This window comes from Enterovibrio coralii (assembly GCF_001559595.1).
Taxonomy (GTDB): Bacteria; Pseudomonadota; Gammaproteobacteria; order Enterobacterales; family Vibrionaceae; genus Enterovibrio; species Enterovibrio coralii.
This window is the reverse complement of sequence record NZ_LNTY01000017.1, coordinates 19,114-46,110: the sequence shown is the minus strand read 5'-3', so window position 1 is coordinate 46,110 and position 26,997 is coordinate 19,114. Positions and strand designations below refer to the sequence as shown.

Genomic DNA, 26,997 nt, shown 5'->3' with positions numbered 1-26,997 from the left:
GCCCATGACCGTGGTATCCATGACAGCCAATGTCCCTCTCGAACAGCAGATCAGCACTTTGGAAACGCAATTCGCGCGGATGTACGAATTGAGTAACCAAACGCCGGACATCGCTTACGACGAGCGTATTGACGACCTCAACAAGCTTCAAAAATCCCTGAAGAAACACTACAACGCGATTGTGACGGCCCTGTCGCAAGACTACGGACACCGTAGCGAAACAGACTCGCTGATGGCAGATATCCTGCCGTGCTTTCAAACCCTGCATTACACCAAACGCAAGCTCAAGCGGTGGATGAAGCCGTCACGCCGCTCAGCGGGCTTGTTGCTCGCACCAGCCAAAGTGGAAGTGCATTATCAGGCTCTCGGTGTGGTGGGTATCATTGTGCCGTGGAATTTCCCGATCACGCTAAGCCTCATCCCCATGATCATTGCCTTAGCGGCAGGTAACCGTGTGATGATAAAAATGAGCGAGTTCACCCCGCTCACCAATCAGGCGGTCAGAACCTTATTGGCGGACGCATTTTCTGAAGACAAAGTCTGCGTGATTGAAGGCGACGTGGCGGTGGCGACTGCATTTACCAAGCTGCCGTTTGACCACCTGCTGTTCACAGGCTCAACCGAGGTTGGTAAAAAAGTGATGGAGGCGGCATCTGCCAATCTCACCCCCGTGACGTTGGAGCTTGGCGGTAAGTCACCGGTAATTGTCGCGCCCGATGTCGACCTTACCTTGGCGGCAGAGCGTGTGGTGTTTGGTAAGAACCTCAATGCGGGACAGATTTGTGTCGCCCCAGATTATGCCTTTGTGCATGAAGACAACTTGGATGACTTCGTCGAAGCCGTGCGTGTGCAATGGCAAAAAGCTTATCCGAAAGGGCTGCAAAGCGACGATCGCACCGCCATTATCAACGACAGGCAATTTACGCGCCTCACCGATATCATCAAAGACACCGAGCAGCGCGGACTGACGGTGATCCCGTTAGCTGACCCAGCCGTGTTGCCGACACAACGAAAACTCGCCTTACACTTGGTGGTAAACCCACCAGCAGACAGCAGCATCATGCAGCAGGAAATTTTTGGCCCTTTGCTGCCGATCATCACCTACAAAGATGTGCATGATGTGGTGCATACACTGCATCATCAGCCGCGTCCGCTGGCACTTTACCTGATGAGCTTTGACAAAGAGTTCATTCAACATGTGGTTCGCAACACCCATTCAGGCTCCATTGCGGTCAACGAAACCATCATGCAGGTCGCGGTTGATGACGCTCCGTTTGGCGGCGTAGGAGCTTCTGGCCTTGGCCATTACCATGCATTGAAGGCTTCCGTACCTTCAGTCATGCCAAAACTGTGTTCCAGCGTGGAAAATTCAACCCCGGCAAATTGTTTGCCCCACCCTACGGCAAATGGTGGCAAAAACTCACGCTAAAACTGTTTTTGCGGTAACCCTCGTTGGGTCATCATGAGCAAGGAAAAAGGAGGTGAGCACACCTCCTTTTTTATTGGCTATTGCATTCACACAAAATCGCTCTGCAGCACGTAAAAATTGCCACCCCCCTTCCATTTACGCAGGGCAATAATAAGCCGAACAAACGTTTCACCTCACATTTATTCGCTCGACTTTTTTCTTCCAACGGCGGCATAACGAGATGTCGAAAGCTGGGTCGAAAATTTCCTGACTGAGCTTCAAATAAGCGGAAACAGCCTCGTTAACAGGCGGCGAGTAATCGCCCAACTCACGCGGTGTAATTTCAGGTAACGAAGCGTTTCTGCGTGATCTCTATTTCAAATCCAATCGCCCATTCCACCTATGATTGCGCCGAAGTGATTACTGGCATTTTTCAGTCATCTTTGACGTGTAGTAGGTATAACAATGACGTTTAAATTCGCTCCGCTTTCTGCGTGTATCATGCTTTCTCTGACGTTGGCAGGTTGTAACAGTGACGATGCTGTCGTCGAACCGGGTGCATCATTAAAACAATACACAAATGTGCTCGACCGCCAAGGTAACCCTCAGTTCCTTCACGACTACGACAGCTATAAAAACCTTAAGTACAACGCCTTTGTCGACAACGGTGCGTGGCATGGCCATCTGTTACCTGCAGACGCCGAAGGCTATGGTGCTGTTGGCGGCATCATGCAAGTGACGCAAGAATATGCCCATTACATGTCAGACCAAACCTTCGACAAACTCTTACTGACTGACGTGTCTACGGGCGAGAGCATCGACCTATCTTCTGCGGATGCCAACATCTACAGCACGCCGGATGCTTTGGTGCAAGAGCTCACCACCCCAACATTGAAGGTGACAATGACGCTGCGCTTTGTCACCAACCGCACATCATTGCTGGAAACCACACTGACCGATTTGTCAGGCCAAAGCCGAGAATTGCGTCTGCAATGGCAAGGTGCCCTGCTAACCCATGCTATGTCCAATCAACCAACGCTGACGGTCGATCAAAAGTATGCCAACTATGGCCGAGGGATCCGTAAATCTGATGTTGGTCTTGAGTTCACCAGCAATGACATGAAAGACAACTGGGCGATCCGTAGTGATGCGGACGCGACCTTTATCATCAAACGCTCGTTGGCGACGCAAACAGAAATCAACGATCTGACATACGCAGAAACCGCAACCCTTCGCGTAAACGCCAATCAAGATGCTCGTATCCACACTACGTACTCTTACCTGCACAATAACCAAGAAGTTAACGCAGAAAGAAGCAAGATTGACGATGTTCTCACCAAACCAGACGCGTACATGCAAGCAGCGACTGCACGTTGGACGGGTTATCTAGAGAAAGGCCTGGCCAACACAGACGCATCGGAAGCGCAAGCGCGTGTTGGCGTCAAAGCCATGATGACGCTGAACACCAACTGGCGCTCTGCGGCGGGCGATATCCACCACGATACTGTCACCCCATCTGTCACGGGTCGTTGGTTCTCAGGCAACCTCACCTGGCCTTGGGATACATGGAAACAAGCGTATGCCATGGCCCACTTTAACCCTGACATCGCGATGGAAAACATTCGAACTGTGTTCGAATATCAGGTTCAAGCCGGCGATGCTGTGCGCCCACAAGACGAAGGCTATCTCTTGGATGTGGTGAGCTACACCAAACCAACATCGCGCGGCGGTGCAGGCTCGGAAAACTGGAACGAGCGAAACACCAAACCGTCGTTGGCAGCTTGGGCGGTAATGGAAATCTATCATGCCTTGAGCGACGAGTTTGATCGCCCGCAAGATGCGCAAGCGTGGATTGATGAGATGTATCCAAAGCTGGTTGCTTACCACGACTGGTGGCTGCGTAACCGCGACCATAACAACAACGGCGTACCTGAGTATGGTGCCGCAGTCGACCCTACTCACAACACCGACGATGGCCGCATGTATGTGAAGGTCACCACCGATGAAGACCTGACGTTGAAATTTGGCGCTGATGCAACCTATGTCATTGAACAAAATGAGGAGTACTACAAAGTCGTTGGCGTTGATAACTACAACCGCGTGCTCGACGAAGTGAACTATTCCAAGTTGTATGTCGGCGCACAAGAGGCGGCAGGTTGGGAGTCTGGCATGGACAATGCGGCGCGCTTTGGTTTCATTTCAGATGCACAGCGCCAGGCTTACGCTGACACCCACTACGCAGGCAACTTGGCGCAAGGTAACAAGGACTGGCAAGTTCGCTTTGGCGAAAACCGAGATGCGGACACGAACGAACTGCTTGGCTTCTCTATGCTGCAAGAGTCGGTCGATCAGGCCTCTTACATGTACTCTGATAACTTCTACCTTGCAGACATGGCTGAACGCGTTTCCGCGGGCGTAGAAGGCAAAACGCGCGCAGAAGAGTTCCGCCAAGGTGCTGAAGCCATCAAAGACTACATCAACACCTGTATGTTTGATGAGGCGACTGGCTTCTACTACGACATTCGCATGGTCGATGTGAATGGCGCACCCACCACGTACGAGAAGAACGGCATTCAATGTGCTGGCGAACCGCTGGTAGAGCGCGGCCGTGGACCAGAAGGTTGGGGACCACTGTTTAACGGCGCAGCGACACAAGCTCACGCCGATGCGGTCATTCAAACCATGCTCAACCCGAACGAGTTTGCCACTTCCGACAAGTTTCAGGGTCAAGGCGTATCACTGCCAACAGCAAGCCAAACCAACCCTGCGTACGGCCAAGACATTTACTGGCGCGGCCGCGTTTGGCTGGATCAGTTCTACTTTGGCGTGAAAGCAATGGAAGATTACGGCTACGGCCCAGAAGCGGTTCAAATGGCGCACCAACTGTTTGAGAACGCAGAAGGCATGACAGCTGACGGAGCGATTCGCGAAAACTACAACCCAGAAACGGGTGCCGTTCAAGGTGCCTCTAACTTCTCGTGGAGTGCTGCGCACCTTTACATGCTCTACCGCGACTTTTTCTAAGCGGTCAGTGCGATAAACAAAAAACGCTCCCTAGAGGAGCGTTTTTTAACGAGAGAAGCCCCCTACTATCCCGTGCCAAACTGGCCCACATTTCGGTTCAGGATGCGCATTCTTTCCCTCAATTCCATCAAGCTGCGTTCAATTTCCAACGACCCCTCGCTCGACTCAGAGGATATCGATACTAAAACCTCAAGTTCGGAGGAAACGCTCGACACTGTCTGTGCCTGTTGACGCGCTGAATCAGCAATCAAGGCATTTTGATCTGCCATGTTGCTAATATTATCCCCCAATACTTCCAGTGAGCCTTTTGCCGTTTCAACAGATTGTTGAGATTCGTAGCTAACATCTCGGCTTCTTTCCATGTTACTGAACGAGCTCTCCGTATTCATACGGATCTCATCCAGCATATTGCCTATCTCTTCCGTGGATTGTTTGCTGCGCTGCGCGAGGTTTCGCACTTCATCGGCCACCACAGCAAAGCCCCGCCCCATTTCGCCAGCTCGTGCCGCTTCAATTGCTGCATTGAGTGCGAGTAAGTTAGTTTGTTCTGAGATACCTGTGATGTTATCGAGGATCTCCTTAACATTCGCAGTCTGGCTTTGCAGCTCTTTCATTTTGGCAAACGTGGTATCGATACTCGAAATAAGGGAGTCCATCGTTTTGGCTGACTGGTCACCGGAAGACACCGCCTTAGAGGTAACATCCTTTGCCATCGCAGTCGCCTCCTCAACAGTTTGCGCGTAAGAAGCAACTTCACTGCTACTGGTTGACATTTGCGTCATGGCGGCAGCCAACGTTTCACATCGCGTAGAGGTTTCTTTTGCCGACTCAACGTCTTTTGACGCCAGTTTAGTGAGGCGAGAGATGGCATCGTCCGTTTCTTGCGTCAGATCTTTGGTGTCTCTCAGTATTTCGCGAATATTAGCCACAAAACCATCAATATACCCTTCAACGTCACCGATCTCGTCGGTACTGCCATTGTTGAGCTTATGGGTCATGTCTTTATTCGATATCATGTTCTGCAGCTGAGACCCCAGACTGGCAATCCTTCTCCGAATGGAATTTATCGTCCATACCGCGATGATAGAAACAAACACGATGATCAGACCCAAACCAACAATCAGGTACATACTCGCATTGGCCGCATTTTCTGCGCGTTGATGCATCGCTTCTTTAAGCTGCTCTAGATACGCATTTTTGTACTTATTTAAAGCAACAATGCGTTTGGTTGCCAAAGGGAACCACTCTTGAGGCGATGGCCCCTCCACCTTATTCAATGATGACTTTTGAGCCAAAAATGACTCCTCAATGGCATTCACCTCGGCCCAGACAGGCTCGGCTTCAATTGTTTTTAAGGCTTTGAGATCCGCGTTGTGCAACGACGCTTCAGCGGCAAGGGTCGCGAAGTTGAATTCTTCGATGTAATTTTGAATACGCGCATAGGCATCAAGCGTGGTGCTTCCTCGCGCAAAAATGCCGTTCAACGCGCCACGCGATTGGCCCGCCTTCTCTTTCATCGTGATGATAGATAGGAGCGCATTTAATTTTTCAGTCACGATAGGATCTGACGACTGAGACGCGACTGCGCCAGCGGCAATAATGGCATGCTTGTTTATCGTGGAGTAGTAAACAAAAGGGGAATCGGTAGGCTTCAATGAATCGACTTGTTCACGCATCGTCGTCTTATTGCCGAGCAGTGCATTCAGCCCATCGGTAGCTTGCTGCCAAAGTTCTTTGTCGATAAGTTCAGGAGAGAAATTAGCGAGTGCCTGTTGCGCTTGATTGGCTTTAAGCTTTGGGCATCTAGCTTTTCCTTGATGCCAGCATCACCACCAGACCCTAGAAAGCCTGCCGTTAAACCGCGCTCAACCGCAAAGTTATGTGCGATTCCATCAAGCAAACCAAATGCCTGCGTTGCTTCTTCGGTACGTAAACTGTCTTTCGCAATAGTGCGGCTGTTTAAAATTTCGTCCCAGCCTAAACCTGCGATGACCAGTAAGGTAATGCCCGTTAAAGCAGCAAGTTTGTGGCTAATTTTTGCGTTTGTAAAAATATTTGCCATTACAATGCCTCCAACAACCTTCGTCTCAAAGTTTAGACAATGGTCATTGGAAACGGTGAAAAATCAGCCAACACCCTGCAGGGATTTTGCCTTTATCGAGTCTTCGGTGAGAGCCAATCAGACGTTTTGACCCGCAACCCAGCCTGAGCTCCACGCCCACTGGAAGTTGTAGCCGCCCAGCCAGCCTGACACATCCATCACTTCACCAACAAAGTACAGACCCGGCACTTTCTTCGCTTCCATGGTTTTGGAAGAAAGCTCGTCGGTGTCCACACCACCCAAGGTCACTTCCGCAGTGCGGTAGCCTTCGGTGCCGTTTGGCGCGATGTTCCAGTTGTGCAGGTAATCGGCGAGTGCCTCAATGTCTTTCGGGTTGAGCTGCTTAAGCGGTTTGTCTTGCATGTCACCACGCTCCATCATGGCTTCAATCAAACGTCTTGGCAGCAAACGCGCCAAGCTGTTTTTCAAGCTCTGCAGCGGGTGCTTGTCGCGCATGGCATTCAGCGTTTCCACTACGTCCAAATCCGGCAGTAGGTTAACCGCGACTTTCTCGCCTGGTTTCCAGTAAGAACTGACTTGCAGTACCACAGGGCCCGACAGGCCACGGTGGGTAAACAGCAGGTTTTCTTTAAACAGCACACCGCTTTCTGTGGTGATGGTCACTGGGAATGCAATGCCAGACAAATCTGCAAACGCCGCTTTGTCTTTGTCATGCAAGGTAAATGGCACCAAACCTGCGGTGGTCGGAATTCGGGCCAGACCAAACTGCTCGGCGATGTGGTAACCAAACGGTGTAGCACCCAGTTTTGGCATCGACAGACCGCCTGTTGCCACGACCAGCGACTGGCACGCCACGGTGTCAGTATCCAGCTTCAGGGTAAAGCCGTCGTCTGTTTTCTCGATATCGTGGACATCACAACGGTAGCGTTGTTCTACGTTTGGCAAGTCACACTCTTTTAGCAGCATTTCGACGATATCTTTTGCCGAATCGATGCAGAACAGCTGACCGTGCTCACGCTCTTCCCACGCGATACCGTATTCATTCACCATGGAGAAAAAATCCCACTGGCTGTATTGCGCCAATGCAGATTTAGCAAAGTGCGGGTTACGACAAACATAGTTCGCCGCCGTCACGTCGTAGTTAGTGAAGTTGCAGCGGCCACCACCGGAGATCAGAATTTTGCGTCCCGGCTTTTTACCATTGTCGACCACCAGCACAGAGCGGCCACGCTTGCCCGCTTGGGCTGCGCACATCAGGCCTGCAGCACCTGCACCAATGATCACTACATCAACTTGCTTCATTTTTCTAACTCACGACATCGAAAACGGGCGGCATTGTAGCCGCCCGACAGGTTTTGAACCAGTATGAAACCTGTTTAGTTTTTATTCTGCGAAAATTCCGCTTCCGCATTCACGGGTATCGCGGCTTCTACCGCATCATCACGCTCAAAGGCAATGGTGCGGGTTGGGAAGGCGAAATCTGCGCCGTGCGCATGCACAATATCGACAATTTGCAGCATCACATCCTGCTTCACTTCATGGTATCGCGCCCAGTTCACTGTTTTAGTGAAGGTATAGATAAAGAAGTTTAGCGAGGAACCGGCAAAGGCGTCGAAGTTCACCATCAGCGTTGCGCTGTGTTCGATATCTGGGTGCTGCTCCAGCATGGTTTTGACGTCCGCGACAATGCCCGCCATTTTGTCCGCATCTTTGTAGCGAATACCGATGGTTTCGTTGATGCGGCGGTTTCGCATCCGTGATGGGTTTTGTACCACTATGCTGCTAAACACCGAGTTAGGCACATAGAGCGGACGGCTCTCAAACGTACGTATCATGGTCATGCGCATGCCGATACGCTCAACCGTGCCTTCGATATTTCTGTCTGGTGAACTTATCCAGTCGCCCACTTTGAACGGGCGGTCGAAGTAAATCATCAAGCCGCCAAAGAAGTTGGAAAGCAGATCTTTTGCCGCCAGACCGACAATCAAACCACCCACACCACCGAAGGTCAGAAGACCCGTCAGGCTGATGCCAAATTCTTGCAAGGCAGTCAGCACACCGATCACCGCCAGCATGAGACGCATGATATGTCCCATCGCGGCAACCGTCGTTTGGTCGCGTTTGTCTGATTTCATCAGATAGGCTTCGATGCCGTTCACCAAGCGAAGCATTGCCCACAAAACGACAGCGAAAACCAGCACACGACGGGAAACGACAAACCAATCTGTGGTGACCTTTGTGACGGCCTCCACCAAGCTGTCAATGGCATACGTTGATGGCCATAGCCAGATCAACACACTCATTGGCGAGCTCACCGCATGGATAAGGATGGTGTCCCATTCTGTTTTTGTTTTTTGGGCGATAGCGAGCAGCTTACCAATCACGACATGCCAAACCACCCAAGCCACGGCTGCCGCGCCGAGCAACAGCCCAATGTGCTCAAGCCAGTTCCAATTCAAGTCCGGTGAACTGCTGTGCCACCAAGCAAGAAACTTGTCCACATGATCCCCTTACGTCCGATTTCATTTTGCTGCGTCGAGAGTAACAAAAAAAACGCTGGCTCAAGCCAGCGTTTTTGAAAAATAGGATTGTCCGCAAAGTCTGTCACGGCAATGTGACGCCTTTATGCTGCCAATCAAAGTCCTGCAAATGCCACAAAAAAGAGGGAGACAACAAGCGCAACGACCAGTGCTGTCGAAAGAATGAAGAGGTGGCGGACTTTATTACACTTGGCGATAAACGCTTCATCGTGATGATGCAGGTATTCTTGGCTGCGAATGTAGTGAAACAAACGCTTTTGCCGACTGATATCGCCTTGTGGCGAAAAGAAGTTGTTATTGCCACGGTTCACCTGCTGATACAGCAGCGGGTTAGCCTCTCGCATCATGCACAGCAAGGCTCTGAGTGAACTCATGTAACGCATGATGTTCACCAGCATGACAAAAAATATCGCAATTATTAACGCGTCTCCGCTCATGGTCTCTTCTCCCATAGTTGCCGATGGGGAACCCAGCGATGAGTGATCATCGTTGTCATCTCTTTCTGGGTCGTCCATTACAGAAGTAGATGCCGCCTTGGCGATACTCGCCAAACCTTTATCTTCGAATAACAGGGCTTTCCGTCGTCCCCGACCTGATGATTTACCCCTCAATGCCCTAAGACGGTCTTCTTCTCAGCGCGTGTCACTTAATACGTTGAGATTTGTATTTAGCTTACTCTTGGTGAGTAAAGATAACGTGTGCGAATTCACTTCTTTTCTTTGTCGCGGGCGAGATACCCTGACCCTATTCGCAAAACACGCGCTTGATGAAGAAATCCTAGCTCTTAAATGGTGGCAACATACGTTGCCGATCCGAGAAGCTTTCACTTTAAGTATAGAGTTGATGGCGAAAACGCCAAGTGGATCTGAGGGAGATTTCATGTTGCAGCCTATTTTTAACCTGAGAATCTTCCCTTTTTTATCAATCCCATAGGCTTTCGCTCTACTATAATTTAACAAAATCACCAACAAAAATTAACCACAATGTACTGGGTTTAAAATCGACATCAGCAGTGGGATCTGCTCGACAGTCTTAATGCGGAGACAGTGCTACTTTTTGCTCATCTTTCTCGGTATCTTCATATCATCCACACCGAGCATTTTTAGGGAGTTTGGTTATGGGCTATAAACATATTCTTGTCGCCGTGGACTTATCTGCCGACAGCGAAAAACTGATCCAAAAAGGGGCTGCGCTCGCCGCGCCATTGGGTGCGAAACTCTCGCTGATCCACATTGATGTTAACTATGCCCAGCTCTACACCGGCCTGATTGACATCAACATGGTCGAAACCCGCAATCAAATCATTGAAGAGGCACAATCTCAGCTTAACAAGTTAGCGAAACTGAGCGACACGCCGGTGACCCACACCTTGGTTGCAAGTGGCGATCTCGCCGATGAAATCACAGAGTCCATCGGTCATTTCGGGATTGATCTGGTGATTTGTGGCCACCACCAAGATTTCTGGAGCACCCTGATTTCTTCAGCCAAGCAACTTATCAACAAGACCCCGGTCGACATGCTGATGGTGCCGCTGCCAAGCTGATCGCAGGAACTTTCTAAGCTCCTCCGTCCAGAAGAACGATAGCTACACGTTGCCGCCAAATGCAGTACACTTGGCGGCAATTTTGTGGTTTTTAGAGATTCGAGATGGGCTATCTTTCTTTTGTTACCTTTCTTTGGGCGTTCTCGTTCAGCTTGATTGGCGTGTACTTGGCAGGACAAGTGGACTCTTGGTTTTCTGTGGTCACGCGTGTTGCACTGGCAGGCTTGGTTTTCTTACCGTTTCTGCGTTTAAAAGGCATTCCCCGCCCACTGATGCTAAAGCTGATGGCCATAGGTGGCATTCAACTTGGCTTGATGTACTGCTTCTACTATCAGTCTTTCCTTTACCTTTCCGTACCGGAAGTCCTGCTGTTTACCGTGTTTACGCCGGTGTATGTCACCCTGACCTATGATTTGATGCACCGTCGTTTTTCACCTTGGTACCTGATGACAGCGGCACTGGCCGTGCTTGGCGCTGTGGTGATCAAGTTCGCCTCAGTGAACCCGAATTTTATGCTGGGTTTTCTGATTGTTCAGGGCGCAAACCTCTGTTTTGCAATCGGTCAGGTCAGTTATAAAGTTGTGATGGAGCGTGCAGATAAAGCGATTCCGCAGCACACTGTCTTCGGCCTGTTTTATCTCGGGGCGCTGTGTGTTGCTCTGCCCGCATTTTTGCTGCTGGGCAACCCAGACAAACTGCCGACCACCCACCTTCAGTGGGGCATTTTGATTTACTTAGGCACCATCGCGTCCGGTGTGGGCTACTTCCTTTGGAACAAAGGCGCGACGCTGGTGAATGCAGGAGCATTGGCCGTGATGAACAACGTGCTTGTACCTGCGGGTATTGTGGTGAACGTACTTATCTGGAACCGTAACGCCGATTTGGTCACGCTCGCCATTGGCGGCGCGGTGATTTTGGCCTCACTGTGGGTCAACGAAACCTGGGTGAAAAAGAAAATCGAGGCGCAAACCGCGAACGCCTAATGTACAGATAAAAAAACACCGCCAACTGGCGGTGTTTTTATTTGTCTATCTTGCTCATTACAAGAAGGCGTAAGCGTCGGCAAACAGGTGGTCGCGCTCTGCACCACGCTCGTTACAGAACATCTCACGTGCTGCACCCGCCATTTCGAAGCGACCTGCAATGTAGATATCGTAAGCAGACAAGGACACGAAATCTTCCATCACCGCTTCTAGCACGTTACCGACTTTGCCGCTCCAACCTTCAGGCGCATTTTCAACAACCGGAATGTACGTTAACTGGCTGTTTTTCAGTGCCAGTGCTTCCATTTCCTCATTGGCGTAAAGCTGGCTTAGGTCGCGGCCACCCCAGTAAAGAAAGATTGGCTGGTCAAAACCTTGGCTCAAACAGTGGTCCAGCATGCTGCGCACGTAAGAAAAACCTGTGCCACCTGCAATCAACACCAGTGGACGCTGACGTTCATCACGCAGCCATGCGTTGCCGTGCGGCGCTTCGATAAGGAAAGAATTATCTCCCTTCTCGTAGGTTGCTTGCGCCGCTTTCACCACTTCCGATGCATAGGCGTTTTCATCCGCCGCACCGATATGCAGCTCCAGCTCGTGGCCGTTTTGGCGACAAGGGCTGCTCGCAATCGAGAACGGACGCTTGTCTTTCTCGCCCATTACAGCCAGCAGGTATTGACCTGCCTTGTAATCCACCGGCTGAGCAGGTTTTAGTAAAATTCGGTAGGTGTTGTTCGTCAGTGATGACACTGACAGGACTTCACAATTAATAGTCATCGCTTTCCTCAAAACTAACCACCAGATCGCTGCATGGGATCGCCTGACAGGCAAATATCCAGCCTTGTTCTTTTTCTTGCTCCGTGAGCATTGGCTCTAAGTGATATCGCACATCACCTTCAACCAGCCTGCATAAACAGGACGCACATGCCCCGATCTGACAACGGTTAGGAAATGGGACATCTGCTTCCAGTGCGCCTTGTAAGACAGTCTGGTGTGCCGACACTTCAAACGCTGCGCCTGATGGCATCAGATGTACCCGATACATCATTTATAAACCCAGTTTGTTCCACATGTCGTCTACTTTGGCGACGATCGCGGGATCTTTGGTGATAGGTGTGCCCCACTCTCGTGTTGACTCACCTGGCCATTTATTTGTGGCATCTAATCCCATTTTAGACCCCACAGCCGCGATGGGCGATTCTTGCCCTTTCGCCTCGTGACCGCGCACAAGGGTATCACGAGCCGGATCCATTCGGGTGGTAATTGCCCAAATAACGTCGTTCCAATCGCGCAGGTTCACATCTTCATCGTCAAAGAGCATGACAAATTTTATGTCGATATGCTGACCCAATGTATCCCAAATAGCATTGATGATACGCGACCCGTCACCCTCGGCTTGCTTGTTGATACTCGCCAACACCATGGTGTTCGCCACGGCTTCCTTGGGTAAGTAAACCTCAACCAGTGCTGGGTGCGCCTCTTTCAGGGCGTCAATGCTGGCACTGAGCGCGGCGTCGGCAATGCGTGGCGCAGGAATGTCATAACCGACATTTTCTGCGTCCCATTTTCGCGTTGCGTCCAAGCCCATTTTAGAGCCTAAACCCGCAACCGGAGAGGCAAAGTCCAAAGAATCAATCGGCGTGTGCTCAATGAACAAGGTATCGCGCTTTGGCTCCATGTGAGTGGTCACTGCCTGCATCACACTGTGCCAATCGCGGGCATTCACGTCGTCATCACACACCAACACATATTTGGTGTACATAAACTGGCGCAAGAAAGACCACACACCCATCATCACGCGTTTGGCGTGTCCTGGGTATTGCTTCTTCATTGTCACCACCGCCATGCGGTATGAGCACCCTTCTGGCGGTAAGTAAAAGTCCTCAATCTCTGGGAACTGCTTTTGCAAAATCGGCACGAACACTTCATTCAACGCCACACCCAGTACCGCAGGTTCGTCCGGTGGACGCCCGGTGTAAGTGCTGTGGTAAATCGGTTTTTGGCGCATGGTCACGTGAGTAACGGTGAACACATGGTGACGCTCAACTTCGTTATAGTAGCCCGTGTGGTCGCCATACGGCCCTTCATCGGCATACTCGGTTGGGTCGATGTAACCTTCCATCACGATCTCCGCGCTGGCCGGTACATCTAGCTCATTGCTGATGCTTTTCACGACTTCGGTTTTACTGCCTCGCAGCAATCCGGCAAAGGCATATTCCGACAAGGTATCAGGCACTGGCGTCACCGCGCCCAAAATGGTCGCAGGATCGGCACCAAAGGCCACGGACAAAGGAAATGGTTTACCCGGGTGGGTTTCCATCCAATCACGCAAATCCAGCGCACCACCACGGTGGGCTAGCCAGCGCATAATGACCTTGTTCTTACCGATTTTTTGCTGACGATAAATTCCAAGGTTCTGACGCTTTTTGGTTGGCCCTTTGGTGATGGTTAAACCCCATGTCAAAAGCGGTGCCACATCCCCCGGCCAGCAGCTCATCACTGGGATTTTATCTAAGTCTACGTCCTCGCCCTGCCAGATAATCTCCTGACACGGTGCTTTGCGAAGACGCTTTGCTGGCATGTTCAGCACTTGGCGGAACACAGGCAGTTTTTCTAATGCGTCTTTGAAGCCTTTTGGTGGCTCAGGCTCTTTTAGGTAAGCCAATAGCTTTCCAACTTCACGAAGCTCCTTGACCTCGCTGCGTCCCATGCCAATCGCCACTCGCTTTGGTGTACCAAACAAGTTGGCTAGCACTGGCATGTCATACCCAACCGGATTTTCAAACAGCAAAGCCGGACCACCCGCACGAAGTGTACGGTCAGCAATTTCTGTGATTTCTTGATCAGGGTCGACGGGATGTGAGATGCGCTTTAGTTCGCCAATGGATTCCAAGTGGTCGAGGAACACGCGTAAATCAGTAAATTTCATAACCTTCCTGGGTAGATTTATCGGCTTAGGGATATACCCACACAATGGGATACGTGCGAAGGAACACGAAAGCCTCAATACAATGAGGCTATCACGCTTAACGGGTTAGCGTCTCGAGTCCGTTTTCAATATTTCGGTATGTGACGCCAGAGGTTGTTTCCAGCAAAGACTCCAACCACGGCGTGTGCCCTTGTTGCGCGAGCATGATGGCCACGTCTTTACCGAAATTGCGGTTACCCAGTTGTTTCACCATAAAGGCTTTCACCGACTCAGGCATCGGGTGAATGCTTGCCAACTGACGGTTTGCCGTGTCGGTCAACACTGGGTTGATGGTGGCCGCCATCATCTGCTCAATCGCCTCTGGTTTGACAGGTGGCACGCCTAACTTCTGTAGCGCATCCAAACTGTAAGAGTCGGTGCGTCGAAGCCATAGAAGCTCATACAAGGCGTCACTTTGGGTTTGTTCGACCAAGGCGACCAAAATGGCATTGTCTGGTACCCACACCATGTTTTTATCAGCCAAATAGATATTTTCTAGCTTTTTGCATGCGGAAGGCTCGAGATGCGGAATAGCATCCAAAATGGCCTGACGACGCAATGGGTAGTCTTTTGAAGAGAATTCTAGCCAACTTGCCAACGATAACTGGTCTGCGGCGAGCAGTTGCAGAGCTTCAGCCTGCAATTGATGAATTTTCCAATGGTTAAGCACCCACTTGGCTTCACCTGCATAGTTAAACGCTGGCATGGTCGCCCAAAACCCATCGCCTTGGCTTCTTACCATGTATTTGGGCTGCTCTTGGCTGATGCGTTTTAAGAAGGCTTCGCGCTCAGGGGTCATACGAGAAAAATCAAATGAGCGCCGAGCAAGGATCATCAGAAGCTCTTCTTGTAAAAGCTCTGGCTGCGCCTCGAGATAGGTTTGGAGTGACTCGAAGTCATTGAGGTCGAAAAGCTGACGGGCATGCAACACAATCCCGACGTGTCCCGGTTCAGACATATGAGCGGCAACATCATTGGGTGTTAGCGTGATCGCGCGGGTAACGGCACTGAAAGCACCTGTACCCAACAACAAAAATATAACCAGAAACCGTTTCATCCTAGAAATCCTAAGTCAGCTCGCCCCTTGAGCCAACGGTGTCGCTGTAAGTCATAATTTTGCTGCGCGCTGGTCGCTTTAGCAACTCACAGAATCGTTAGCAGATGTTGCTATCTTCATCTGACCACAAGAGAAATGGCCGCGCGAAGGATAACAACATGTGGTTTTGTCTTCCATAAATATGAAAAAAGCACCGTAAATACGGTGCTTTTTTGTCGAAATCAGCGTCGTTATGATTTTTGACGGCGCATCGCTTCGAAGAATTCGTCGTTGGTTTTGGTCATCGCCAACTTGTCGATCAGGAATTCCATGCCTTCGATTTCGCCCATTGGGTGAACAATCTTACGCAGGATCCACATCTTCTGCAGCTCATCAGGCTTGGTCAGAAGCTCTTCACGACGGGTACCTGAGCGGGTGAAGTCAATCGCTGGGAAGACACGCTTCTCGGCAATCTTACGAGACAGGTGCAGTTCCATGTTACCTGTACCTTTAAATTCTTCGTAGATAACTTCATCCATCTTAGAACCGGTATCAACCAGTGCTGTCGCGATGATAGTCAGGCTACCGCCTTCCTCAACGTTACGTGCCGCACCGAAGAAACGCTTCGGACGGTGCAATGCATTTGCGTCCACACCACCTGTCAGTACTTTACCTGAGCTTGGTACCACGGTGTTGTATGCACGCGCCAGACGCGTGATAGAGTCAAGCAGGATAACCACATCTTTCTTGTGCTCAACCAGGCGCTTCGCCTTCTCGATCACCATTTCCGCAACTTGTACGTGACGGCTTGCTGGCTCATCAAAGGTAGATGCAATTACTTCGCCTTTAACCAGACGCTGCATCTCGGTCACTTCCTCTGGACGTTCGTCAATCAGAAGAACCATCAACTCACACTCTGGGTGGTTGTATGCAATGCTCTGTGCAATGTTTTGCAGCAGCATGGTTTTACCCGCTTTTGGCGGAGCAACAATCAGACCACGCTGGCCCTTACCGATTGGCGAAGCCAAATCCAGCACACGTGCCGTGATGTCTTCAGTAGAACCGTTACCACGCTCCATCACCATACGCTCATTCGCGTGCAGTGGCGTCAAGTTTTCAAACAGGATCTTGTTGCGGGCATTGTCAGGCTTGTCGTGGTTAACTTCGTTTACTTTCAGCAGGGCGAAGTAACGCTCACCGTCTTTTGGTGGACGAATTTTGCCTGAAATGGTGTCACCAGTGCGCAAGTTAAAGCGGCGGATCTGGCTTGGTGATACGTAGATATCATCCGGGCCGGCAAGGTAAGAACTGTCTGCGCTACGCAGGAAGCCAAAACCGTCCTGAAGAATTTCCAGCACACCGTTACCAAAGATGTCTTCGCCACCTTTTGCGTGTTGCTTAAGGATTGCGAAAATGATGTCTTGTTTACGGAGCGGGCAAGGTTTTCGAGGCCCATGCTTTCGCCCAAAGCGACCAGCTCAGAAACGGCCTGATTCTTCAGTTCGGTAAGATTCATAGTGGTAGGTGTCTTGTCAGTCAAAGTTGAGATCTGATGTTAGTTAAGAGTTGAGTAATCACGGATGTGATCAAGAAATGAACAGATGAACAATTTACGTGCAATAAATTAGCACCAGATCGGGAATGTGTCTAGTTGGCGGGAACAAATAAGCCGTGTCTGGGTAGTACACGGCTTATCGATCACATTACAGGTTTGCGTCTAGGAACTCTTTCAGTTGAGTCTTAGACAGAGCACCAACCTTGGTTGCTGCTACGCCGCCGTCTTTGAACAGAAGCAGCGTTGGAATACCGCGGATACCAAACTTAGGTGGTGTACCTGCGTTTTGGTCGATATTCAGTTTACCGATAGTGACTTTGCCTTCGTATTCTTCAGCGATTTCGTCAAGATAGGGGCGATCATTTTACATGGACCACACCATTCAGCCCAGAAATCTACCAGTACAGGGCCTGCGGCATTAATTACATCTGCGTCGAAGCTGGCGTCGGTCAGCTGCAAAATCTTGTCGCTCATCTTTCACTCCAATGATTATTTTTTGTCACTGGTGATATACCAACCAGCAAATCATCGCACTATTTGAATGTATTCACTTTCGTATTGCAAGCCTAAGCTGATATTCTATGCAGATGAAAATGACGCATCTCACAGAGCAGAAATTTGCCGACTTCGGTCTTCACGCCGATGTTATCAAGGGTTTGGAAGAAAAAGGGTTTCATAATTGTACCCCTATCCAAGCCTTGGCATTGCCGGTCCTGCTCACCGGCCAAGACATTGCAGGACAGGCCCAAACGGGTACCGGTAAAACACTGGCATTCCTGACTGCGACTTTCCACCATCTGCTGACGACGGAGGCACCTGCCGACCGCAAGAAAAACTGTCCGCGCGCCATCATTATGGCACCAACACGCGAACTTGCGATCCAGATCTACAATGATGCTGCTCCGTTGCTGGCCTCTACCACGCTAAAAGCGGGTCTAGCGTATGGCGGTGAAGCCTATGAGAAGCAACAGAAAGTACTGGAAGAGGGTGTCGACATCCTGATCGGTACCACTGGCCGCATCATCGACTTCTACAAGCAACGCGTGATTGACTTGCGTAGCATCCAAGCTGTTGTGCTTGATGAAGCAGACCGTATGTTCGATCTGGGCTTCATTAAAGACATCCGCTTCTTGTTCCGTCGTATGCCTGCTCCTGCCGATCGTCTAAATATGCTGTTCTCTGCCACGCTGTCATACCGCGTACAAGAGTTGGCGTTTGAACACATGACCAATCCTGAACATGTGGTTGTTGAGCCAGAGCAGAAAACCGGTCACCGCATCAAAGAAGAACTGTTCTACCCATCGAACAACGACAAGATGCAACTGCTTCAAACGTTGATTGAAGAAGAATGGCCAGAGCGCGCGATCGTGTTTGCAAACACCAAGCACCGCTGTGAAGAGATTTGGGGCCACCTGGCTGCTGATGACCTTCGTGCAGGTCTGCTGACCGGTGATGTACCGCAGAAAAAGCGTGTGAAAATTCTGGAAGAGTTCACCAAGGGTAACTTGGACATCCTAGTTGCAACCGACGTTGCGGCACGTGGTCTGCACATCCCGCAAGTAACACACGTGTTCAACTACGATCTGCCTGATGATTGCGAAGATTACGTTCACCGTATTGGCCGTACTGGCCGTGCAGGTGCGAGCGGCTCATCGATCAGCTTTGCGTGTGAAGAGTACGCGGTAAACCTGCCAGCGATCGAAGAATACATCGAGCACGCGATCCCAGTGTCTGAGTACAACCACGATGCACTGATGACTGACCTGCCTGCTCCATTGAAGGTTCAGCGTCCACGTCAAGTTAACAGCCGTCGTAACACAACGGGTAAAACGTCAGGCTCTCAACCACGTAGCCGTGGTCGCCGTCGCCCATCGACACAAAAAGCGTAATTAAATCAGGGGTAACCAAGCATGGATAACGCGCGTTCGCCCCTGTTCGCTGCCATTGATCTCGGCTCGAACAGCTTCCACATGTTGGTCGTGAGAGAAGTTCAAGGCAGCGTACAAACGCTGGCAAAGATCAAACGCAAAGTTCGTCTCGCCTCCGGTCTGGACGAAAACCTCATTCTGTCTCATGAAGCCATGCAACGCGGTTGGGACTGCCTTTCTCTTTTTGCAGAGCGCCTGCAAGACATTCCTTCATCCAACATCCGTATCGTCGCTACCGCGGCACTTCGCAGTGCGAAAAACGCCGATGTGTTTATTGCAAACGCCAATCAGATCTTAGGCCACCCTATCACCGTGATTTCCGGTGAAGAGGAAGCCTGCACCATTTATCAGGGCGTGGCACATACCTCAGGCGGCAAAGGCAAGCGACTGGTGGTCGATATTGGCGGCGCGAGTACGGAAATCATCATCGGTGAAGGGTTTGAAGCAGCGGCTCTCACCAGCCTCGAAATGGGCTGCGTGACTTGGCTTGAGAAACACTTCAAAGACCGCTCACTGACCGAGGCAAGCTTCAAACGCGCTATCGACGGTGCTAAAACCGTGTTGGCACCTATGGTGCAACGCTATCGCGAGCTTGGCTGGAATATGTGTGTCGGCGCAAGCGGCACCGTTCAGGCATTGCAGGAAATTATGGTCACCCAAGGGATGGATGAAACCATTACCTTGGCGAAACTACACCGTCTTCGCAAACAAGCCATCGGCTTTGGTCAGGTGGAAGAGTTGGACATCGATGGTCTCACGCTGGAACGTGCTCTCGTGTTCCCAAGTGGCCTGTCTATTCTTATTGCCGTGTTCGAAGAGCTTGGCATTGAATCGATGACACTGGCAGGCGGCGCGCTACGTGAAGGCTTGGTGTATGGCATGATGGATACAATGCAAGAGCATGACATCCGAAAGCGTACCATTCAAAGCATACAGTCCCGTTTTCAACTCGATGCGGTTCACGCGGACAACGTGGCAAAGACAGCACTGTCTTTATTGGCTCAATGCGGCGAGAACTGGGTCAAAGAGTCTGTCGGCCCTACCCTGCTCGAAGCGGCAGCCTCGTTCCACGAAATCGGCATGACGCTTGGCTTTAAGCGTGCTGGTGAACATGCAGCATACTTTCTCAGCAACTTAGATCTGCCCGGCTATACCGGCGCACAGAAACAACTGCTGGCTGAAATGCTTCATCATCACAGAGAACAATTAGTACCGATCAGCGGCCAAAACGCCCTGTCCGCCACCAGCGCAAACCGTCTGTTGCGCCTTCTAAGACTGGCTGTGATCTTGTGTCACCGCCGTGAGGCAACGGCCATTCCGCCCTTCACACTCAATGCGAATGACGATGCGCTGACGCTCTCATTGGAAAAAGGCTGGCTTGAAAGCAACGCACTGATGGCCAACGAGTTGATGCTCGAAGAGCAACGCCAAAGTGACAACTACTGGCCGTTGATCGTCGAGGCATAACACCTTTGCGTTAACGCAGACACAAAAAAGCACGCCATTTGGCGTGCTTTTTTATTTGGATAAGCGAGTTAAACACCAATGCCGCTGTGGCGCAGCAGTGCATCAGGTGAAGGCTCGCGGCCACGGAAACGTTTGAACAGCTCCATCGGCTCCTCACTGCCACCACGTTCCAGAATGTTCTCTAGGAACGAGTTACCCGTTTCAGTGTTGAAGATACCTTCTTCTTCAAAGCGGCTGAACGCATCTGAAGACAGCACCTCTGCCCACAGGTAGCTGTAATAGCCTGCGCTGTAGCCACCCGCAAAGATATGGCTGAAAGAATGCGGGAAGCGGTTCCACTCTGGCGACGGCACAACCGCCACACGGTTTTTCACGTCTGCCAGTGTTTCCAGCACTTTCGCACCTTCTTCAGGATCAAAGCGTGTGAACAAGGTGAAATCGAACAGGCCGAATTCCAACTGACGCAGCATACCCATCGCAGAGTTGTAATTCTTCGCTGCCAGCATCTTATCTAGCATCTCTTTTGGCAGTGGCTCGCCAGTCTCGTAATGACCAGAGATAAACGCCAATGCCTCTTCCTGCCAGCACCAGTTTTCGAGGAACTGACTTGGCAGCTCAACCGCATCCCATGGCACGCCATTGATACCAGACACAGACGAGATATCTACTTTGGTCAGCATGTGGTGAATACCGTGGCCGAACTCGTGGAACAAGGTCACCACTTCGTCATGGGTAAACAGTGCAGGTTTACCGCCCACAGGCTTGTTGAAGTTACAGGTCAAGTAAGCCACTGGCGTTTGAACGTCACCAGATTCGGTCACTCGGCGCACACGGCACTCATCCATCCACGCACCGCCACGTTTGTGTTCGCGTGTATACAGGTCAAGGTAGAAACTGCCGCGCAGATCGCCATTGGCATCGAAGATGTCGTAGAAAGAAACCGACTCGTGCCACACGTCGACGCCTTCGCGACGTTTCACGTCCATGCCAAACACACGCTTGAGCACTTCAAACAGACCAGACACCGCACGTGACTCTGGGAAGTATGGGCGCAGCTCTTCATCTGAAATGCTGAACTGGTGTTGCTTGAGCTTTTCGGCGTAGTAGCCAACATCCCAAGGCTCCAGTGCGTCAACACCGTAAGTGTCCTTGGCGAACTGATTCAACGCCGCGAACTCTTTTTCACCTTGTGGGCGCGCTTTTTCAGCCAGTTCATTTAAGAAGGTCATCACCTGATCGGTGGTCGCTGCCATCTTGGTTGCCAAAGACAGCTCGCTGTATGTGCCAAAGCCCAGCAGACGTGCGATTTCGTTTTTCAGCAGCAGGGTTTCATTGATTAGGTCAGTGTTATCCCACTCCCCAGCGTTTGGCCCGCGATCAGAGGCGCGCGTGGTGTACGCTTCGTACATCTCACGGCGAAGTTCTCGGTTGTCGCAGTAGGTCATAACAGGCAGGTAAGAAGGAATATCCAACGTCAGCAGGTAGCCTTCTAGCTCTTTCGCTTCCGCCTGGGCTTGCGCTGCTGCCAGTGCTGATTCTGGCATGCCTGCCAGCTCTGCAACGTCAGCCACTTGCTTGGTCCAACCCATGGTGGCATCAAGGACATTATTGGAGAAGGTTGAGGAAAGCTCAGACAGGCGCTTGCTGATTTCGCCAAAACGGTGCTGCTCGTTCGGTGGCAGACCAATACCTGACAGTTCAAAATCGCGCAGAGAATCTGTGATGGTCTTTTGCTGCGCCAGCGTCAGCGAGTCAAAGTCATCACGCGCTTTAATGGCTTTGTAAGCATCGTAAAGCGGCTTGTGTTGACCAACCCAAGTGGAGTAATCAGACAATAGCGGCAGACAGGCTTCATAGGCTTCACGAAGTGCTTTGCTATTCACCACGGCATTCATATGGCCGATGGGTGACCAAATGCGACTTAGGTGGTCGTCGCTCTCGGCCAATGGCTCACAAATGGTATCCCAGCTTGGGTCTGTGTTGTTTTCCAGCACGGCGTCAATCGCCGCGCGGCAATCCGCAATTGCCTGCTCAACCGCAGGCTGAACGTGCTCCGGTTTGATTTCAGAAAAGGGAGGCAAATCAGTAAACGTTAACAGCGGGTTGGACATCGTCAATTCCTTAAAAATCTCACACCTTGTATTTATGGCGGCAAATGGAGGCGTTTTCAATGCTGTTGCTGCATCTGGTCTCTCAATAAGCGATAATGCTCGCTACTTTCTTATTTGTTTTTCTGCAGGTCTCACCATGCTCAGTTACCGCCACAGCTTTCACGCTGGCAACCATGCGGATGTGGTAAAGCACATCGTACAAAGCCTTATCATTGAATCGCTAAAGCAAAAGGATAAAGCGTTTGTATACCACGACACCCACAGCGGTGCGGGTCGCTACGATCTGTCTGATGAGCGTGCAGCGAAAACGGGCGAGTACAAAGAAGGCATTGGCCTGATTTGGGACCGTGACGATATCCCAGAAGATATCGCACCTTACATCCAAACCATTAAATCGCTGAATCAGGGCAACAAGCTTCGCTACTACCCTGGCTCACCACGCGTAGGTCGCAGCCTGCTTCGCGAACAAGACCGTGCGATTTTCACCGAGCTTCACCCAAGCGATTTCCCGCTGTTGCTGCAAGAGTTTCGCGGCGACCGTCAGGTAAAAATGCACAAAGAAGACGGCTACGCGCGTTTGAAAGCCAGCTTGCCGCCAAAAGAGCGTCGTGGCGTGGTGTTGATTGACCCACCTTACGAGCTAAAACACGAATATCAGGATGTGGTAGATGCAATTGACGAAAGCGTGAAGCGCTGGGCAACAGGCACCTATGCGATTTGGTATCCAGTGGTTTATCGTAAGAACATTGACCTTATTACCAAAGGGCTTGAGAAACAGGGGATTCGCAAAATCCTACAAATTGAGTTGGGTGTCGCACCGGATTCCGAAGAACGTGGAATGACAGCATCAGGCATGATTGTTATCAACCCACCTTGGAAGCTTGAGCAGCAGATGAAAGACATCCTGCCATGGCTGCAGTCGGTTATCGCCCCTGATACCGGCCACCACTTTGTTAATTGGGTCGTGCCTGAATAAGAGGCAGAATCAAATAGGTCTGATAACATGAGGGAAAGTCAGCATTCCCTCATTCATCGGGAATAAAAAATTAAAAACATGGAGAAAATCATGGCCAAGCATTTTGATTATATTTGTATCGGCGGCGGCAGCGGCGGTATTGCATCGGCAAACCGTGCAGCCATGTACGGTGCAAAAGTTGCGCTGATTGAAGCGCGCCACCTTGGCGGTACCTGTGTCAACGTCGGCTGTGTGCCGAAAAAAGTCATGTGGCACGGTGCACAAGTTGCCGAAGCTATCAAAATGTACGGCCCTGATTACGGCTTCGACACCACCATCAACAACTTTGATTGGGCGAAGCTGGTTGAAAACCGTGAGGCTTATATCAGCCGCATCCACACTGCGTACGAAAACGTACTGGGCAAAAACAACATCGAAGTGATTGAAGGCTTCGGTCAATTTGTTGATGCCAAAACCGTGGAAGTAAACGGTGAGCAATACACAGCGGACAACATCCTGATCGCTGTGGGCGGCGCGCCAACCATTCCAAACATTCCAGGCGCAGAACACGGTATCGACTCCAACGGTTTCTTCGAACTGAACGAGCAGCCTAAACGCGTTGCTGTTGTCGGCGCAGGCTACATCGCGGTAGAAATCGCGGGTGTACTGAATGCACTAGGTACAGACACTCATCTGTTTGTCCGCAAAGAAACCCCGCTTCGCACCTTCGACCCGATGATTGTCGATACGCTGGTTGAAGTGATGGAAAAAGAAGGCCCAAGCCTTCACAACCATTCAGTACCAAAAGAAGTGGTCAAAGAAGCCGACGGCACACTGACGCTGTACTTTGAAAGCGGCGCAAGCCACAACACCGATGTGTTGATCTGGCAATCGGCCGTCATCCAACCACAGACAAGATCAATCTGGCAGCCGCTGGCGTTGAAACTAACGACTACGGCTACATCAAAGTGGATGAGTACCAGAACACGAACGTGTCTGGCATCTACTGTGTGGGCGACATCATGGAAGGCGGCATCGAGCTGACACCTGTGGCAGTGAAAGCCGGTCGTCAGCTGTCTGAGCGTCTGTTCAACGGCAAAACCGACGCCAAGATGGATTACAACTTGGTACCGACCGTTGTCTTTAGCCACCCGCCAATCGGCACCATCGGCCTGACCGAGCAAGACGCGAAAGCACAATATGGCGAAGACAACGTGAAGGTTTACACCTCAAGCTTCACCGCGATGTACACCGCCGTCACCCAACACCGTCAGCCTTGCAAAATGAAGCTGGTGTGTGCAGGCGAAGAAGAAACCGTTGTCGGTCTACACGGTATTGGCTTCGCTGTGGATGAGATGATCCAAGGCTTTGGCGTGGCAATGAAGATGGGCGCAACCAAAGCTGACTTTGACAGCGTGGTGGCGATCCACCCTACGGGTTCGGAAGAATTCGTTACTATGCGTTAAGCATCATACAGGTAAAGAGAAAGCGGCCAATCGGCCGCTTTTTTTATTCGTCATTTTTGAATATAAACACATAAGAAATAAGGAAAAGTTAACAACCCTCTTCATACAAGAAAAACCTGTTTCACCACTAAATACTTGGACTAAGTGCGTCAGCTCACAATACAAAAATTCAAACACTCAAAAAGCAACAAAAAGTACTCTCACAAAAAGAAGGCGTATTGAATTCGCCATTTCTTTCAAATATTTAGACATGCATTCCAAAAATCTCAGATCTTTTAGTGATTTGGCGATAACACGCATTTACATAAATATTCGTTTAGGGTGAGAAATGAACTTTAAAGCTTCAATCTTGGCAGCGTCTGTTGCACTGGTTCTGGCTGGCTGTAATGACGATGAATCAACAACATCAGTTAATCCAACGACACCAACATACGGAGAAGCCTTTACAGGTAAATTCGTTGATGCTGCAGTTGAAGGGTTATTCTATAAAACTAGCTCAGGTACCACTGGCATTACTGATGCAGAAGGCTCATTTAATGCTCGTGAAGGTGAAACCGTAACCTTCTTTATTGGTGGCGAAAATGGCATCAAGATTGGTGCAGCATCTGGTCGCGGTATCATCACGCCATTTGAAGGTGCCGGCAAATATAACAGCGCACTAAACACTGCTATTTTGCTGCAAACACTCGATAAAATGGCGGGTGGTGATGCAACGGGAATGTTGACCGTTCCAGAAGAGCTTCGTTCTATGAACGATCCAAGAATTGCCAAACTACTAAGCAATGTTGTACTCAGCAGCAAAGACAGTGTTGAAAACTTTTTGACCGCAATGGGTGCTTCAGAAATTGTTGATGAAGAGACAGCATTGGCGCACATGACAAGCGTTTTGGATTCTAGTGAATACAAACGTGGTGACGACAAAGCTATTTCTGATTTCGCACTAGACAACGGTAAGGTAGTTCGTTTCATCTCCTCATCACTGACAGTTGCTAACACACCAGACGGTGCTGAGAGCCTGTTTATCCACGCAGATAAAACCCTGACTGAAGAGGAGTTCAACGATACTCGCGGCATGACGACTATGCTTTTCAAGTTCGAGTCTGATGGCGTAACTACGTTGGCAGGAACAAATGACTACTACAGCTCCTCTGATGTGAATGCGCACTTTAAAACGATTTTGTTGGATAAATCGAAAGAGCTTCAGACCGATGAGAAAGATACGTGGGAAAGCATTCCTGATTTCGGCCCACTAGCATGTGCTGACACCGCAACAGGTTGTACGTCACTAACGCTAAACGCCCTTACCGACGACATGCGTGACGACAATACTGACAACAGTGGTTCAGAAGACTGGCAGCGTGAAATCCAATCAGGCTTCTACGACCCAATTACCGGTGTTCACACTGTTGCTCGCAAGAAAATCAAGTGTACATCGGCAGACGAAACCAGCTGTAATGGTCGTACTACCACTTACATGGACTTCTACTACACAACCAACTCTAAGAGCGAAGACCGTTACGTCGACTTTGTTGGTGATTGGGTAGAGACATCTGTATGTGAAAATGGCGACATCGCGAAACTAAATTTTGCTTTTGATAGCAAAGGCCTAACGATGAGTGGCACTGAGTGTAGCAGTGACGGCGGTGATACCTCTGCGGAGCCAATTGAGACAGAAGCTCATGACTATGCAGCACTGGCTTCAATTGATTACTGGTGGTTCAACCAAGCCGGCCGTGAATCTAAGGCAACATTGACCGAGCTTAACTCTGGTGTTCTGTTCTGTGATGATAATAACTACATTCCAGGCAGCTCATGCTCTAAGCAGTTTGTGATCAAATGGGAATACCAACCTGCTGGTAAAGCTTGGGACGAAGGTATCTTGACGCGTTACAAATACAAAATGGATGGCACATTAGACAGCCGCCAAGTAATGCAAAAAGTGAAAAGCTAA

General features: G+C 50.4%; 17 protein-coding genes and 4 pseudogenes. 9 read left to right on the top strand and 12 right to left on the bottom strand.

The genetic code is table 11. From position 1 onward, the window contains the following. Positions 1–4 precede the first annotated feature (4 nt). Positions 5–1,446 (top strand): annotated as a pseudogene (locus tag ATN88_RS05315) (coniferyl aldehyde dehydrogenase). Positions 1,447–1,873: 427 nt separating this feature from the next. Next, complete coding sequence (ygjK, locus tag ATN88_RS05310) at positions 1,874–4,432, top strand: alpha-glucosidase (RefSeq protein WP_067412480.1); 2,559 nt, start codon at positions 1,874–1,876, stop codon at positions 4,430–4,432. Positions 4,433–4,497: 65 nt separating this feature from the next. Here ygjK and ATN88_RS05305 read toward each other — a convergent pair whose 3' ends face one another. The 5 genes from ATN88_RS05305 to uspB all read right to left on the bottom strand — a co-directional run bounded on the left by ATN88_RS05305 (position 4,498) and on the right by uspB (position 9,471). Then, positions 4,498–6,174: a methyl-accepting chemotaxis protein gene (locus ATN88_RS05305; RefSeq protein ID WP_232312846.1), complete on the bottom strand. Its 1,677-nt coding sequence runs from the start codon at positions 6,172–6,174 to the stop codon at positions 4,498–4,500. Further along, positions 6,135–6,494, bottom strand: coding sequence for a hypothetical protein (locus tag ATN88_RS05300; protein ID WP_067412472.1), 360 nt, complete (start codon positions 6,492–6,494; stop codon positions 6,135–6,137). The genes ATN88_RS05305 and ATN88_RS05300 overlap by 40 nt, the downstream gene beginning before the upstream one ends. A gap of 117 nt (positions 6,495–6,611) precedes the next feature. Continuing rightward, entirely contained in the window at positions 6,612–7,796 is a 1,185-nt protein-coding gene (locus ATN88_RS05295; protein WP_067412469.1) for a BaiN/RdsA family NAD(P)/FAD-dependent oxidoreductase, read from the bottom strand. Between the two features lie 74 nt (positions 7,797–7,870). After that, positions 7,871–8,995, bottom strand: a complete 1,125-nt coding sequence (locus ATN88_RS05290; RefSeq protein ID WP_067412465.1) for a mechanosensitive ion channel family protein — start codon at positions 8,993–8,995, stop codon at positions 7,871–7,873. Between the two features lie 134 nt (positions 8,996–9,129). Then, on the bottom strand, positions 9,130–9,471 hold the full coding sequence (uspB, locus tag ATN88_RS05285; protein ID WP_067412819.1) for a universal stress protein UspB: 342 nt from the start codon (positions 9,469–9,471) through the stop codon (positions 9,130–9,132). Positions 9,472–10,151: 680 nt separating this feature from the next. On the opposite strand from uspB, the gene ATN88_RS05280 reads away from it, so the two are divergent. Continuing rightward, on the top strand, positions 10,152–10,577 hold the full coding sequence (locus ATN88_RS05280; protein ID WP_067412461.1) for a universal stress protein: 426 nt from the start codon (positions 10,152–10,154) through the stop codon (positions 10,575–10,577). 104 nt (positions 10,578–10,681) lie between these two features. Continuing rightward, positions 10,682–11,560: a carboxylate/amino acid/amine transporter gene (locus ATN88_RS05275; RefSeq protein ID WP_067412457.1), complete on the top strand. Its 879-nt coding sequence runs from the start codon at positions 10,682–10,684 to the stop codon at positions 11,558–11,560. Between the two features lie 57 nt (positions 11,561–11,617). On the opposite strand, the gene fre is transcribed toward ATN88_RS05275, so the two are convergent. From fre to trxA, 6 genes and pseudogenes are all read right to left on the bottom strand, one after another. After that, the gene (gene fre, locus ATN88_RS05270) at positions 11,618–12,337 is read right to left on the bottom strand and encodes an NAD(P)H-flavin reductase (RefSeq protein ID WP_067412454.1); all 720 of its coding nucleotides are present in this window, start codon (positions 12,335–12,337) and stop codon (positions 11,618–11,620) included. Then, entirely contained in the window at positions 12,327–12,608 is a 282-nt protein-coding gene (locus ATN88_RS05265; RefSeq protein WP_198158333.1) for a 2Fe-2S iron-sulfur cluster-binding protein, read from the bottom strand. The genes fre and ATN88_RS05265 overlap by 11 nt, the downstream gene beginning before the upstream one ends. Further along, a complete protein-coding gene (ubiD, locus tag ATN88_RS05260; RefSeq protein ID WP_067412451.1) occupies positions 12,609–14,489 on the bottom strand; it encodes a 4-hydroxy-3-polyprenylbenzoate decarboxylase in 1,881 nt (626 codons plus the stop codon). 97 nt (positions 14,490–14,586) lie between these two features. Further along, positions 14,587–15,585 carry a hypothetical protein gene (locus ATN88_RS05255; RefSeq protein WP_067412446.1) on the bottom strand — a complete coding sequence of 333 codons (999 nt, stop codon included), beginning with the start codon at positions 15,583–15,585 and terminating at the stop codon, positions 14,587–14,589. A 230-nt stretch (positions 15,586–15,815) separates the two neighbouring features. Continuing rightward, positions 15,816–17,080, bottom strand: a pseudogene (gene rho, locus ATN88_RS05250) (transcription termination factor Rho). Between the two features lie 187 nt (positions 17,081–17,267). Beyond that, a pseudogene (trxA, locus tag ATN88_RS05245) lies at positions 17,268–17,593 on the bottom strand (thioredoxin TrxA). A gap of 113 nt (positions 17,594–17,706) precedes the next feature. On the opposite strand from trxA, the gene rhlB reads away from it, so the two are divergent. Both rhlB and gppA read left to right on the top strand, forming a co-directional pair. Then, positions 17,707–19,008, top strand: coding sequence for an ATP-dependent RNA helicase RhlB (gene rhlB, locus ATN88_RS05240; protein WP_157490663.1), 1,302 nt, complete (start codon positions 17,707–17,709; stop codon positions 19,006–19,008). 21 nt (positions 19,009–19,029) lie between these two features. Then, positions 19,030–20,514: a guanosine-5'-triphosphate,3'-diphosphate diphosphatase gene (gene gppA, locus ATN88_RS05235; protein ID WP_067412439.1), complete on the top strand. Its 1,485-nt coding sequence runs from the start codon at positions 19,030–19,032 to the stop codon at positions 20,512–20,514. Between the two features lie 68 nt (positions 20,515–20,582). Here gppA and prlC read toward each other — a convergent pair whose 3' ends face one another. Beyond that, the gene (gene prlC / locus ATN88_RS05230; RefSeq protein ID WP_067412435.1) at positions 20,583–22,625 is read right to left on the bottom strand and encodes an oligopeptidase A; all 2,043 of its coding nucleotides are present in this window, start codon (positions 22,623–22,625) and stop codon (positions 20,583–20,585) included. 136 nt (positions 22,626–22,761) lie between these two features. On the opposite strand from prlC, the gene ATN88_RS05225 reads away from it, so the two are divergent. The 3 genes and pseudogenes from ATN88_RS05225 to ATN88_RS05215 all read left to right on the top strand — a co-directional run bounded on the left by ATN88_RS05225 (position 22,762) and on the right by ATN88_RS05215 (position 26,997). Continuing rightward, positions 22,762–23,601, top strand: a complete 840-nt coding sequence (locus tag ATN88_RS05225; RefSeq protein ID WP_067412811.1) for a 23S rRNA (adenine(2030)-N(6))-methyltransferase RlmJ — start codon at positions 22,762–22,764, stop codon at positions 23,599–23,601. 90 nt (positions 23,602–23,691) lie between these two features. Continuing rightward, positions 23,692–25,046, top strand: a pseudogene (gene gorA, locus ATN88_RS05220) (glutathione-disulfide reductase). A 328-nt stretch (positions 25,047–25,374) separates the two neighbouring features. Further along, positions 25,375–26,997: a hypothetical protein gene (locus tag ATN88_RS05215; RefSeq protein ID WP_067412432.1), complete on the top strand. Its 1,623-nt coding sequence runs from the start codon at positions 25,375–25,377 to the stop codon at positions 26,995–26,997.